The organism is Variovorax paradoxus, assembly GCF_030811855.1.
Lineage (GTDB): Bacteria > Pseudomonadota > Gammaproteobacteria > Burkholderiales > Burkholderiaceae_C > Variovorax > Variovorax paradoxus_L.
In genome coordinates this window covers 110,159-125,311 of sequence record NZ_JAUSRN010000005.1, presented here as the reverse complement: position 1 = coordinate 125,311, position 15,153 = coordinate 110,159, and the positions used below count along the sequence as shown (strand labels likewise).

3 protein-coding genes are annotated in these 15,153 nt (G+C 69.9%); 2 read left to right on the top strand and 1 reads right to left on the bottom strand.

The features are described 5' to 3' along the window. The first annotated feature begins 204 nt into the window (after nucleotides 1–204). Both J2X92_RS11965 and J2X92_RS11960 read left to right on the top strand, forming a co-directional pair. Entirely contained in the window at nucleotides 205–7,395 is a 7,191-nt protein-coding gene (locus tag J2X92_RS11965; protein WP_307575934.1) for a hypothetical protein, read from the top strand. Nucleotides 7,396–7,460: 65 nt separating this feature from the next. Beyond that, on the top strand, nucleotides 7,461–12,716 hold the full coding sequence (locus J2X92_RS11960) for a beta strand repeat-containing protein (RefSeq protein ID WP_307575932.1): 5,256 nt from the start codon (nucleotides 7,461–7,463) through the stop codon (nucleotides 12,714–12,716). Nucleotides 12,717–12,733: 17 nt separating this feature from the next. Here the strand turns inward: J2X92_RS11960 and pbpC are convergent, their stop codons facing one another. Then, nucleotides 12,734–15,010: a penicillin-binding protein 1C gene (pbpC, locus tag J2X92_RS11955; RefSeq protein ID WP_307575931.1), complete on the bottom strand. Its 2,277-nt coding sequence runs from the start codon at nucleotides 15,008–15,010 to the stop codon at nucleotides 12,734–12,736. Nucleotides 15,011–15,153 lie beyond the last annotated feature (143 nt).

Here is a 15,153-nt window from a genome sequence, read left to right as displayed (position 1 = left end):
GCGAGGCGCCGCCTGTCGGCAGGCCTCGCTTTTTTCCCTTGCCGCTTTCACCCAGCACGCGACCGCGCCTGTCCTGCAGGCGGCAGAGGAAAAAGTTTTTTGAGTTTTGGACGGCCCGCGCTGCACGCGGGCCGATGGAAGGTTCGTGGCGTGCAATTTCTTCTGGCGTATCTGAGCACCCGCTCGCAACGATGGCGAGGCGGCATGGCCGCAGCCGTCGTGGCGATGGCGGTCCTCGGCTGCACGCTCGCCGGAACTGCGGCGCACGCTGCGCCCCCGTCCGGCGGCACCGTGATCCGCAACGTCGCCACCGCCACCTACGTGCCAGCTGGTTTTTCGCAGACCGAGACGGCGAGTTCCAACGGCGTCAGCGCCAACGTGCTGCCGGTCGAGGCGCTGGTGCTCACGCAAGACCAGTCGGTGAGCCGTCCGCCGGCCGCCGTTGTCACGCTGAGCCACCTGCTCGCCAACACCGGCAATGTGCCGTCGAGCTACACCATCGGGCTCGCCAACAACGGCGCGGGCTGCACGGCCGGTGCGCTCGACCTGTCGGCGCTGCGCGTGGTGCGCGACACCAACAACAACGGCGTGGCCGATGCGGCCGACCCGGTGCTGCCGCTCGGCACAGGCGGCGCCATTGCGCTGCGGTCCGGCGAAACTGCGGCGCTGCTGGTGCAGGGCACCATCCCTGCCGCGGCCAGCGGCAATGCCTGCGTGGCGCTCACCGCCACCACCGCGCTGCAGAAGCTCAGTGCCGTCAACCGCGACACCGTCACGGTGGGCGATGCAGCGGTGCTGGCCATCACCAAGTCCGCGAGCTACCCGGGCTTCGTGGTTCCGGGCATCACGCGCATCGACTTCACCGTGTCGGGCACCAACATCGGCGCGCGCGACGCACGCCCCGGCAACACCGCCGCACCCGCCGGAACGCCGGTGTTGGTGAACGGCACGCCCACCAGCCTGCTGCTGGTGCGCGATCTCGTGCCCGCGGGCACGCGCTACATCGCGGGCAGCCTGCAAAGCACAGCGGCCGGCGCGGTGCGCCTGTTCCGCCTGCCGGGCGATCCGGACTTCAGCTACCGCACCGCCGAAGACGCCTCGTCGGTCGAAGTGGCCATCGGCGTGCCGACGGCGCTGTCGCGCAACGCATCGATCGCCATGCAGTTCGCGGTGCAGGTCAAGGCCGACCAGAGCGGTGACATCCGCAACACCGCGCAGGGCTATTACAACGACGGCGCGGCGCCCGCGGTGTCGCCCTCGAACACCGTGGTCATCACCCCCAGCCAGAGCCGCATCGGGGTGGCCAAGGCGGCCTCGACGCCGCGCCTGAACCGCGGCACCGACGGCCAGCTCGACGGCACCGCCACCGTGAGCTTCAGCGTCAACGTGCGCAACTATGGCGCCGAGTGGCTCTACGGCGTGCAGGCGACCGACCTGCTCGAAGGCAGCGGCGCGACGCAGTTCGGCAACTACACGTCGGCTGCGGTCCCCGCCGCCAACCAGTACACCATCGTGCCCGGCACGCTGGCCATCGCAGGCAACCAGGGCAATGGCGTGGGCGGTACCGTGGTCGCAGCCGACAGCGCGTTCAACGGCACCGCCGCCGCGCAGAACCTGCTGGCGCCCGGTGCCGTGCTTCCGGTGGGCGCGCAGTTCACCGTGCGCTTCGATGTGCGCTTCAACGTCGGCGGCCGCGCCGGCACGCTCTACAACACCGTGAGGGCCCAGGGCGCGCTCACCGCAGGCGGCTCGCCGGCGGCCTTCGACGACTCTGTCAACGGCAGCAACCCCGACGCCGACGGAGACGGCAATCCGAACAACGACAGCTCGCCGACGCCGGTGTCCACGCAGCTGCCCGCGCTCACGCTGGCCAAGATCGCTTCGGCGCCGCGACGCGTGTCGCAGGGCGTGTACGAGCTCGACTACCGCCTCAAGGTGAGCAACACCGGCGTGGCCTCGGCGCCCAACGTGCGGCTCATCGACAACCTCAATTGCACCTTCGACATGGACAAGCCCGACGGCCTCGTTGCCGCCTGGGAACTGGCCGGCCCGCCGAAGGCGCGCAACGGCATCCTCCAGGCGGCCAATGGCTTCACCGGCCGTGCCACCTGCGACCGCGAAGCGCTCGCCAGCAGCGACCCCTTCAGGCTGCCGACCGAAGCCGTGCTGAGCGTCACCGACGGCAGCCGCGCGCTCGCGCCGGGCCAGAGCGAAGAGCTCTCGTTCACCGTGCGCATCACGCAGAAGCCCGGCGTCGTCGGCGGCCGCATGGCGCTCACCAACAAGGCCTGGGCCGCGGCCTTCGAGCAGAACACCGTCAACGTCACGCCGGCCATGCTGGTGGCGGCCAGCGCCAGCTCGGCGCAGTCGCTGCTCGCCGACCCGCAGGGCACCGTCTACAACGCCGTCACGCGCCAGCCCGTCGCCGGTGCGGTCGTCACCTTCACGCGCCAGTCGTGCAGCAGCGGGCCGGTCACGCCAATCACCGCCGAAGAGCTGTATGGCGGCTCGTCGGGCCTCTACACGGTCAACGCCAACGGCAGCGTCTCCATGGTCACCGGCGCCGACGGCGGCTACCAGTTCTTCCTGCAGTCGCCGCCGGTCACCGGTTCGTGCACCTACGCGCTCGGCGTGGTGCCGCCCGCAGCCAGCGGCTATGTGACGCCGTCGCAGCTCATTCCGGTCACGGCCGGCACCTTCAACAGCTGCGGCGCCATCGTGCCGAATGCCGGCCCGCCGCAGGGCGCGGACCCGACCACCCACTACTTCTCGGTCAACGCGGGCTTCGACGCATCCGGCGCCGCCTGCGACGTGGTGCACAACCACATCCCGCTCGACCCGGGCAATGTGCTGGGGCTGGTGCTGCGCAAGGAAGGCAGCAAGCGCCAGGTCGAGTTCGGCGACTTCATGGACTATGCGCTGGTCGTCACCAACAAGACGGGCTTCCCGGTGACCGGCGTGCGCCTGGCCGACAGCCTGCCGCCGGGCTTTGCCTATGTTGCGAGCAGCGCGCGCCTGAACGGTTCGGCCGTGGTCAACCCGGCCGGCGGCGCGGGCCCGCAGCTGGTCTTCGACTATCCCGCGCTGGCGCTGGGCGTCGACCAGTCGGCCACGGTGCGATACCGCGTGCGCATCGGCGTGGGCGCGCCCACCAATGGCGATGCCGTCAACCGCGCCCGTGCGAGTTCGGGCCCGATGCAGTCGAACCTGGCCAACTGGACGGTGCGCGTGACAGGCGGCGTGTTTTCCGACGACGCCTTCCTGTTCGGCAAGGTCCACATGGACTGCAAGCGCGACGGGCGGCAAGAGGGCGACGATGAGATCGGCGTGCCCGGCGTGCGCCTCTACATGGAAGACGGCACCCACGTCATCACCGACGTGGAAGGCAAGTGGAGCCTGTACGGCCTGAAGCCGATCACCCATGTGCTGCGCGTCGACCAGACCACGCTGCCCGCCGGCGCGAGGCTCGAGACGCTCGACAGCCGCAATGCCGGCCGTCCCGAGAGCCGCTTCGTTGACTTGAAGAAGGGCGAGTTCCACAAAGCCAACTTCGTCATCGCCAACTGCGACACGCCGGGGGTGATGGACGAGGTGGCGGCGCGCCGTGCCGCCATCGCCGCCATTCCCGACACCGAAGCCGAGGCGCAGGTGCGCATGCGGCTCGACCCCGAAGGCAAGATCGTGCCCGTGGGCGACGCGCGCTCGCTGCCTGCCAGCGGCCAGGCGCTTGCTACGGGCAGTACGGCCAGCGCTGGCTCGACGCTCTCCAACTCGGCTCCGCTGATCGCGATGCCCGTGACGCCCGCCAACGCGAGCAGCTTCGTCAACGGCGCATCGAGCACCTTGAGCGGCACGCTCGGCGCCAGTGCGGCACCGGCGCCCACGCCCGCAGGCAGTCTGTTCGCGGCGCTCAGCGGCCTGCCCACCAACGCGCAGGGCGCATCGGCCACGGGCGGCGGCGCCACCGGCGTGGGCGCATTCGCGAGCCGTCCGGTCAACACGAACACCGCCATGCTCGAGCCGCGCCAGAACGCGGCCGCACCGCTGCTGCCGCAGGCCGTGCCCAGCCCGGTCGAGCTCGAAGCCCTGTTGCCGCAGATCGAAGACAACGCGCTCGGCTTCATCGACCTGAGGGACGGCGACACGCTGCCGGGCCAGTCGGTCAACGTGCGCGTCAAGGGCCAGGCCGGCCTGGCGCTGCGCCTCACGGTCAACGGCAAGGCCATCGAGGAACGCCGCGTCGGCAAGAAGACCGAGCTGGCCGGCAAGAAGCTCGGCGCCTGGGAATACATCGGCGTGGTGCTGCAGCCCGGCGCCAACCGCCTGCAGCTGGAGGGCGTGGACCCCTTCGGCAACGCGCGCGGCACGGCGCAGCAGATCAGCGTGATCGCGCCCGACAAGCTCGGCGCCATCCGGATCGACGTGCCCGAATCGGCGAAGGCCGATCTGCGCACGCCCGTGATCGTGAAGGTGCGCCTGACCGATGCGGCCGGCGTGCCCGTGACCGCACGCACCCAGCTCACGCTCGAAGCCGACCGCGGCCGCTGGCTGGACGAAGACCTGAACCCCGCCGAACCCGGCACGCAGGTGTTCATGGAAGGCGGCGTGGCCGAGTTCCGCCTGCTGCCGCCAGGCGAACCCGGCGACGCGCGCCTGCGTGTGACGGCAGGCAGCTTCGTGAAGGAAGTGCGCCTCGCGCTCTTGCCCGAGATGCGGCCGATGATCGGCGTGGGCATCGTCGAAGGCGTGCTCGACCTCACCAGGCGCGGCGGCGTGCCGCTCGGTGCGATGCCTGCGGGCGCCGCTTTCGAGGCGGAACTCACCGGCCTGGCCGACGAGAGCAACAGCAACCGCCGGGCCGCGGCCCGCACCGCGTTCTTCTTCAAGGGCACCGTCAAGGGCGAGTACCTGCTCACGGCCGCCTTCGACTCGAACAAGACGCGCGACGACCGCCTGTTCCGCGACATCCGCCCCGACGAGTTTTACCCGGTCTACGGCGATTCGTCGGTCAAGGGCTTTGACGCGCAGAGCACGCAGAAGCTCTATGTGCGCATCGACAAGAACCGCTCCTACCTGCTGTACGGCGACTTCACGACCGCCAGCAGCACCGAGGTGCGCAACCTGAGCCAGAGCAACCGTGCGCTGACCGGCCTGAAGCATGTGTACGACGATGGCAACGTGCGTGCCACCAGCTTCTTCTCGCGCACCGCGCAGACGCAGCAGGTGGAAGAGTTCCGCGCGGTCGGCACCTCGGGCCCTTACTACCTGAGCGCCACGAGCGGCGAGTTCGTCGACAACAGCGAGCAGGTCGAGGTCGTGGTGCGCGACCGCAACCAGCCCAACCTGGTGCTGCAGCGCACGACGGTGGCGCGCTTCGTGGACTACACCATCGAGCCGCTCACGCGCCGCATCCTGTTCACGCATGCGATCTCGTCGGTCGATGCGAACCTCAATCCGCAGTCGATCCGCGTGACCTACGAGATTGACGCGGGTGGGCCGAAATTCAACGTGGCCGGCACCGACGTGCAGGTGAAGGTCGGCGAGAACCTGCAGCTGGGCGTGGTCGCGAGCACCGACGAGAACCCCGAGAACCGCCGCAAGCTCGGCGCGCTCACGGCGGTGGCGCGCCTGGGCGACAACACCACCATGGCGGGCGAGTGGGTACGCACCGAATCCGACAAGAACGGCAAGGGCAGCGGCGGCCGCGCCGAGCTGCGCCACCAGACCGAAGACCTCGCCGTGGTCGCGCTTGCCAGCAAGACCAGCGTCGGCTTCGACAACCCCAGCGCGAGCTTCTCGGCCGGCCGCACCGAGGCCTCCGCGCGCGCCGAGTACCGCATCGACGCCACCACCGCGGTGCGCGGCGAAGCGCTCTACAGCCAGGACGCATTGCAGGATGGCAGCCGGCGCGGCTTCACCGCCAGCGTGCAGAAGAAATTCGGTGAGCAGATGGCCGCCGAAGTGGGGCTGCGGCACGGCCAGAGCGGCGCAGGCCTGGGCACCAGCTCGGGCTTCGACTACGGCCAGATATCGACCTACAGCGGCAACCTCGGCAGCGGCGTCGGCGCCAGCAACGTCACCGCGCTGGGCGGCGCCGCGAGCGCGAACGCCAGCGCGAACGCCGAAGACCTGACGACCGTGCGCGCGCGCTTGTCGGCCCAAGTGCCGGGCCTGCCGCAGGCCAACGTGTTCGTCGAGGGCGAGCAGGACATCCGCAAGTCCGACCGCCGTGTGCTGGCCGTCGGCGGCAACTATGCCGTGACCGACAAGACGCGCATCTACGGCCGCTACGAATTGGTCTCCAGCCTCTACAGCCAAGACCAACTCGGCACGACCGGGTCGAACAACGTCGGCATCCTCGGCGTCGAGAGCAGCTACATGGAAGGCGGGCGCGTGTACAGCGAGTACCGCCTGGCCGACAGCATCGACGGCCGCGCCGCGCAGGCGGCCACCGGCGTGCGCAACACCTTCAAGCTCAACGACCAGTGGCGTCTGACCGGCGGCATCGAGCACACGCGCCAGCTCGGCGGCCTGCGCAACAGCGGCAACACCGGCACGGGCTATTCGGGCGGGCTCGGCCAGTCGACCGCCATCACCGGCGGCGTCGAATACATCGCCGAACGCATCAAGGCAAGCGGCGTGCTCGAAGGCCGGCGCGGCGACGATGCGAACACGCGGCTCTTCAGCGCGGGCTTCGGCTACAAGATCGACCGCTCGTGGAGCCTGCTCGCGCGCGGCGTGATGAGCGACAGCGAAGGGCAGGGCACCAACGCGGGCAACGCGCATCATCTCGCACGCCACCAGGTCGGCCTGGCGTACCGCCCGGTCGATACCGACCGCTGGAACGCGCTGATGCGCTACGAGCGCCGTTCGGAGCGCGTGGTGGGCACGGGCAGCTCGACCGGCGCGCTCGACGGTTCGAGCGTTTTCGGCGCGGGCTCCGGCAACGCCAGCCTGCCCGGCACGACGAGCGCCGACATCGTCTCGGCCCACCTCAACTACAACCCGCGGCCCGGCATCGTGATCAACGGGCGTTATGCGGCCAAGTGGTCGCGCGCCGACGACGGCTGGCTCAAGAGCACCTACTGGGCCCACCTGCTGCAGGCGCGCTACACGCAGGACATCAACAAGGACTGGGACTTCGGCATCCAGGCCGGCCTGCTCCACGGCAAGGGCGGCGCTCTGCAGAAGACGATGGGCGCCGAGGTGGGCTACCAGGTCATGAAGGACCTGTGGGTGGCGGCCGGCTATAACTTCGTCGGACTCAAGGACCGCGATCTCACGGCCAACGAGTACACCAGCAAAGGCGCATACATCCGCCTGCGCTTCAAGTTCGACGAGACGGGGCTGGGCTTCTCCTCGGCCGGCGCTGCGGCTTCGGCGAACGCCAAATGACAAGAAATGATTCGGCCGCAGTGGCAGAACAGATGACTCACATTCCATCCTCGATTGCTCGGCACATGCGTGGCCTGTGGGCGTGTGTCCTGGTGCTGCCGGCGTTGTTGATGTCGGTGCCGGCCGTGGCTGACCAACTGCCTTGCTCGCCGCAATCGGGCTACAACGCCTGTGTCCAGATCACGTACACCGGCGCGAACCAGACGTTCACCGTGCCGACCGGCGTGAGCTCGGTGTTCATCAAGGCATGGGGTGCGGGCGGCGGCGGACCCAATACGAGCTACTACACCACGCAAAGGGGCGGCGGCGGCGGGGGCTTTTCTTCCGGCACGCTGGCGGTGACGGCGGGCACGACGCTGGGCGTTCGCGTCGGCGAGGGCGGCGGCGTCAACGACGCCTCCACGACCTACGGCGGCGGCGGCGCGGGCGGCAACGCGCAGGCCACGGCCATCGGCGCAAGCGGCGGCGGCCTGTCGGGCGTGTTCGCCACTACGACTTACAGCCAGGCCAACGCGCGGCTCATTGCCGGCGGCGGCGGCGGTTCGTCGCCGGGCGCGGACGTGGGCACGCCCTCCGCCGGCGGCGGTGGCGGTGCGAGCGGACGCGACGACAACGTGGCTGCCAGCGGGCGGCCCGGCACCCAGGCAGGGGGCGGCGCTGCGGGCACGGGCGGCACCTGCAACCTCGGCGCGCCGACGGGCGGCACGGCGCTCCAGGGCGGCAATGGCGGCTCCACCAACGAGAACCAGAACGAAGGCGGCGGCGGCGGTGGGGGCGGCTACTTCGGCGGTGGCGGCGGCCTGTGCCAGGGGACTGCGCCCAACGGCATGGGCGGCGGGGGATCCGGCTACGTCGGTGGCGTGACCGGTTCGACCACGGCCGTGGGATTGAATTCGACGTCCGACAATGTCGGCGGCGCAGCGGCCACCACCGGCGACGCCCACTACACGGCCGGCATCGGCACCGGCGGCGGCGGCAATGCCAGCGGCGGCAACGGCCTCGTGGTGATCCAGTACAACCTGCCGGTGATCACGCTGAGCAAGACTGCGCCGGCGACAGTGTCGTCGGGTGCCGCCATCACTTACACCCTCGGCGTGGCCAACAGTGGCGCGGTCGCCACCGGCGCGACGGTGATCGTTCGCGATCAGCTGCCAGCAGGCGTGATCGCCACGGCGGTCGCGCCCGGCGCCAACGTCAACGCCGTGAGCTGCGGCGCGCTGCCGAGCGCGGCCGGCGCGTTGCTGACCTGCACGATGACGATGCCTGCCGGCGGCATTCCCGCCGGGGCGTCGCGCAACTTCACGCTCACCGCCACGGCGACCACGGTCGCAGGCACCGTGCTCACCAACTACGGGAGCACCAATGTCGTCGGCAACGGAGCGCCCGCCACGAACCCCGGTGCGGCCTGCGTGTCCAACGCCACGATCGGTTGCGCCAGCGCCGCCACCACGGTGGTTGCCGGCGCGGCCGCCCTGGCGCGCTCGGGCGAACGCACCGTCACCGACAACCAGGTGGCCAACGGCATCGCGCAGGACGTGCTCGAAGCCATCGTGCGCGATGCCGCCGACAACCCGGTGGCGGGCACGGTGGTTACCTTTGCCGCCACCGCCGGCGTGGCCTTCAACGGCGGCACGGTCGGCGCGGCTGGCACGTGCACCACCGCCGCCAACGGCATCTGCCAGGTCAACGCGACCAGCACCGTGCCAGGTGCCAAGAGCACCGCGGTCAGCATTCCGGCCGGCACGCTGACCGGCGTTTTCACCACGAACGGCCAGAGCTACGGCGCGAGCCCGGCGACCTACAGCTTCGTGGTCGGCACGCCGAGCGCGGCGCAGTCGGGCCTGCGCGTCGTCACCGACGGCCAACTGGCCAACGGCAGCGCACAGGACGTGCTGGAGGCCTTCGTGCGCGATGCGAATGGCAACCCGGTCGGCGCCGGCGTGGTCGTGAGCTTCGGCGCCACACCCAACGTGGCCTTCAACGGCGGTAACGTGGGCGCGGCGGCCAGCTGCACCACCACCGCCGCAAGCCTTTGCCAGGTGACGGCAACGAGCACTGTCGTCGCGACCTACAGCGCCACCGCGGTCACCCTGGGCGGCGTGGCATTGGGCGGCAGCTTCACGGCCAGCGGCAACGGCTACCTGCCGAGCCCGCAGACCTACAGGTTCCTGTCGCTGCCGACGGTGACCATCCGCACGACCTCGCTCAACGGCGTCGGCACCTTCGACTTCACCGGCAGCAACGGGCTTGCCGCGCAAAGCATCACCACCACGGCAGCCGGCACGCCCGAGAGCGCGTCAGTGCAAACGCTCACGGCCGCGAGCACGGCCACCACCATCACCCAGGCCGCGCCGCCGGCGGGCTACACGCTGACGGCGGCGTCCTGCACCGGCCTGCCTTCCGGCGGCACTGCCACGCTCTCCGGCCGCACGCTCACGCTCAATGCCGCGGCCACGGCGTCGGGTGCCAACCTGGTCTGCACCTTCACCAACACGGGTGACACGGGCACCACATCGCCACCCATTCCGCCGACGGTCAGCTGCCTCTCGAACGCCGCGATCTTCAACACGGCCTACAACGGGGTCAGCGGCCCGCCGCTGAGCACCGGGCGCGACACGGTGTGGGAGTCGGGCGAAGGCGCCGCCAGCGGAGGCCCCGGCACCGTGGTTTCGTGGCAGCGTGCATACGTGGGCAACAAGGCCCCCGGCGCCTGGGTCAATTCGCCCTTCGGCAACGCCAACTGGAATTCCAACTACAACCCGAACCACTCGGGCAACGTCGACGTCTACCACCGCTTCACCTTCAACATGGCGGCGTCGGTGAACCCGGCGACCTTCTCGCTGAAGCTGGACTTCTATTCAGACAACTCGGTGGCGGAAGTGTTCGTCAACGGCGTGCTGCAAACCGTGCCTGGCGTGCCGCAGGGAGGCAGCGATCCCTACAACTTCCGCGGCTACCAGGCGGGCCAGCAGGCGAGCGCCACGCTGTCCAGCAACTGGCGCACCGGCAGCAACACCGTGGTGGTGCACATCAAGAGCGGGGCGAACGCCGAAGGCTTCCTTGCGCAGGCCACCACCACCGCGGTCTGCACGCCGCCGACCGTGGTGCTGTCGAAGACCACCACCGGCGGCGCCGGTGGCCCCTTCAACTTCACGCTGAGCAACACCACCCAGACCAACGGCGTGGTCAGCACGGTGGCGGCGGGCACGGCGGTGCAGGTCGACGGCAACACGGCGACGGCCGGCACGCAGCCCTTCTCGGCCACGGTCCAGGGCGCCGCGATCACCATCGCCGAGCCGGCAGTGCCGGGCTGGAACCTGGCGGGCGCGGTCTGCACCGATGCCGGCACGCCCGTCGGCAGCCTTGGCGCTGGCGCCGATGCGCGCACCTACACAATTCCCGCCGCCAGCGTGCAGTACGGCAGGCCGCTGGTGTGCACTTTCACCAACGCGGCCTCGGCGACGGTGACGATCAGCAAGGTGAGCAACGGCGGCGTCGGCCCCTTCGGCTTCACCGGCAGCAACGGCCTCGCGGCGCAGACGATCGCCACCGTGACGGCCGGCACCGCGGTCGCGGGCGCGATCCAGACGCTCACCGCACCCGGCGTCGCCACCACCATCACCGAAGATCCGCTGCCCGCCAACTACGCGCTCACCGGCGTGAGCTGCACCGGCCTGGGTTCGGGCGGCACCGCCACGCCCGACCTGCCCAACCGCAAGGTGACGCTCGATGCGGCCGCCACCGCGGCGGGCAGCAACATCGCCTGCACTTTCACCAACACCTTCACGCCGCCGTTCCCCCGGGTACAGATCGTGAAGACCACCACCGGCGGCAGCGGCGCCAATCTGTTCGGCTTCGCGCTCAGCGGGCTCTCGGCCGCCACCGACAGCATCACCGTCACCGGTGCCGGCACCGCGAGCGGTGCCGCCAACCTGACCGGCACGGCCGGCGTGCTGGCGAGGATCCGGGAAAGCGTGCCCGCCGGCTGGCCCGCGAACCCGATCAGCGCGAGCTGCCTGGATGCGGCCAGTGCCACACCCACCGTGCCCTTCGGCACGTTGGCCGGCAATGAGCTCACCATTCCTGCGGTCAACATGGTGGCCGGGGCCAACATCACCTGCACCTTCGTCAACGGCTTCGGCTACACCGTGACGGGCCGCGTGTTCCTGGACAACGGCACGAGCTCGGGCATCGCGAACGACGGGTTGATCAACGGCAGCGAGGGCGGCATCGCCGGCGTGGGCGTGAAGCTCACCAACTGCAGCGCCACCGTGTTGTCGACGGCCACCACCGACGGCGCCGGCAACTACGCGCTCGACGTGCCCTTTGCCACCGCCGCGAACGCACCGCTGTGCGTGGAAGAAACCAACACCGCGCTGCGGCTTTCGACCGGCGCTTCGTTCGGTGCCGTTGCGCTGCCTTCGGGCTCGGCGGTGGCGAGCGGAGGCACAAGCTACACCTACACGCGCAGCGGCACGCCCGACCGCATTGCCTTCACCTGGAACGGCACGGGCCACACCGGCCTGAACTTCGGCGACGTGGACCGCAACACCTTCGCGGCCGATGGCGCCAAGAGCGGCATGCCGGGCAGCACCGTCAGCTATGCGCACACCTTCATTGCGCGCACCGGCGGCACGGTGAGCTTCGCCATCTCCAACTCGGTCGACACGCCGGCCGTCAGCGGCTGGAGCGGCAAGATTTTTGCCGACACCGGCTGCACAGGCACCCAGCAGCCCGGTGCAACGCTTCTGTATCCGCCTGCGGCGCCGGTCACGGTGGTGGCCGGGCAGAACGTGTGCATCGTGATGCAGGAGTTCATTCCTGCCAATGCGGCCAACGGCAACAACAACCAGAGCACGGTGCAGGCCAGCTTCAGTTTCACCAACGCCGGCCCGGCCCTGAGCGCGAGCTACACGGTGCTCGACACCACGACGGTGTCGAACAGCGCGCTCGAGCTCAAGAAGGAAGTGCGCAACGTCACGCAGGGCGGCAGCTTCGGTGTGAACAACCAGGCCAAGTCGGGCGAGACGCTGGAGTACCGCGTCAGCTACACCAACAACGGAACGACGCCGATCTCCGACATGAAGATCAACGACACGACGCCGCAGTACACCAGCTTCGTCGCCGCGCAGGCCGGCACCACGCCCGCATCGCTGACCGCCTGCCGGAAGAACACGCCTGCCAACGCCACCCCCGCGCCTTCGGTGGCCTGCGCGGTGGCGCAGACCGTCGGCGGCACCGGCACGCTGAGCTGGGAGTTTTCCGGCTCGCTCGCACCGGGCGGGTCGGGGTCGGTGCTCTTCAGCGTGAAGGTGGATTGAACGGCCCCGATCGCTTGCTATCGGCGCGCGCTTTTCGCGACCACGCCCGCGCCGCGCACTTCGAGCTTGCGCTGGTCCACCACCTTGCCCGTGGCATCGACCAGTTCGATCACATGGCGCCCCGGCCAGGGTAGCCATTGCGCGCTGTTGCCGCGTGCAAAGTGCTTGCCGTCGATGCGCCATTGCACGCCGCGGCCTTCGGACTCGAAGCGCACGCGCTGGTGCAGCGGCGGAATGTCGGGGTCCAGCGCGATGATCGTGCCGTCCGCCGGCGCGGTGATGCGCGCGGCCGCCGCCTCAGGCGATGTTCCGGCAGCGCCGCTGTCGAGCGCGAAGAGCGGCTGCTCGGTGCCCTGCAGGAACCATTCGCTGCGCGCCGCCTCGATGGTGTTGCCGTCGGCAGCGGACCCGAATGTCACGTGCGCTTCGACGAGACCGGCGGGCGGCTTGGGTGAGCGGCTGGGTTCACGCGTGTGCAGGAAGCGCATCACCTCGGCCCATACCGGCGCGGCGCCGCTGGTGCCGCTCACGTCCCACATCGACGCACCGCTCGCGTTGCCGACCCACACACCGACCGTGTAGCGCTGCGACCAGCCGATGGCCCAGTTGTCGCGCATGTCTTTGCTGGTGCCGGTTTTCACCGCGGTCCAGAAGCGCGTGGAAAGAATGCTGTCCAGGCCGAAGGTGCGCGTGCGTGCGTTCGCGTCGGACAGGATGTCGCCAACGATGAAGGCGGCGCGCGGATCGAGGATCGGCACTGCGGGTTCGTCGGCCTTCTTCGCAGCGGACGCTGGCGCGGACGCCCGCGCGGACAGCGTGGTGGGTCCGTAGCGCCCGCCATTGGCCAGCATGCGGTAGGCGTTGGTGAGCGACAACAGCGACACCTCGGCGCTGCCGAGCGCGAGGCTGTAGCCGTAGTAGTCGCCGCTTTCGCGCAGCGGCAGGCCCGCCGCGCGCAGCTGCCGCGCAAACGATTCGGGTGACACCATCACCAGCGTGCGCACGGCCGGCACGTTGAGCGAGGCGGCGAGTGCGGTGCGCGCCGACACCGGCCCCTTGAACTGGCGATCGTAGTTTTGCGGAATGTAGAGCCCGCTCGCGGTGTTGATCTGCGCCGATGAATCATCGATCAGCGAGGCCGCGGTGAGCCGCCGCTCGGCAATCGCCTGCGCATAGAGCAGCGGCTTGAGCGTGGAGCCGGGCTGGCGCAGCGCGATGACTGCGTCGACTTCGGCCGCCTGGCTCAGCGGGCCCGAGGAGCCGACCCAGGCGAGCACCTCGCCACTCGCGTTGTCGAGCACCACCAGCGCGCCGTCTTCCACGTGGCGGCCGCGCAGTTCCTTCAAGTGGCGTTGCAGCGTGCCGAGCGCAAAGCGCTGCAGCGGCGCGCGCAGCGTGGTCCTGACGGCCGTCTCCTTGTTGGCTGCCTGCCGCGCGGACGTCGTGGAAAGAGCAGCCGCTTCACCGGCGTCGCGCAACTCTCGGAGCGCACGCCGCGCAGCGTGCGGCGCAATGCCTTCGTTCGCATCGAAGGCCCGCCGCTGCACCGCCGCGCTGGTGAACATGTCGAGTGCATCGCAGTCGATCTTCTGGCCCGGCTCCATGGCGCGCATCACCTCGCAGGCGCGCTGCGCCACCAGCGCGGGCTTGGCGTTGGGCGCGCGCACCAGCGCGGCGGCCACGCTGGCCTCGCGCGCGTCGAGGCCGTTCGGCGCCTTGCCAAACAGCGTGCGCGAAAGCGCGTCGATGCCCACGATCTCGCCGCGGAAAGGCACGGTGTTGAGGTAGGCCTCCAGGATCTGGTCCTTGCGCCAGCTGCGTTCCAGCTGCGTGGCCGCGACCGTCTGGCCAATCTTCTGCGTGAAGGTGCGCCCGCTGTTGGCGCGGCGCAGGTCTTCGTCGAGCAGGCCGGAGAGCTGCATCGTGATGGTCGATGCGCCGCGGGTGCGCGTGTTCCACAGGTTGCCCCAGGCGGCAGACGACACCGCTCGCCAGTCGATGCCGCTGTGCTCGTAGAAGCGCCGGTCTTCGCTCATCACCATGGCCATGCGCAGCGCGGGCGAAACGTCGGCCAAAGCAATCCATTGGCCGCGCCGCACGGTGGCGTCGGTGCGCACGCGCTGCAGCAGCTCGCCGTTGCGGTCGAGCACCGCGGTGTCGGAAGAACGGAACTCGCGCTTCACCTCGTCGAAGCTCACGATGCCGGCCGATGCAAGCACTGGCTGCGCGCAGAGGATGACCGTCAGCGTTGCGGCAAGACAACGGCGGCTGATGGCGAAAGGCGGGCGGTGCATGAGGAGCGGCGTGAAGGCAGGGGCGCGAATCGGCTGCCCGGGGGCGCCATTCTCGGCCATGCGGCCACGGGAAATGCACCTACTTGCAGACGGGTGCGCCGCCTCCTGCGCGCGTAAGAACTTAGCGCCAAAGTTTGCAGCAC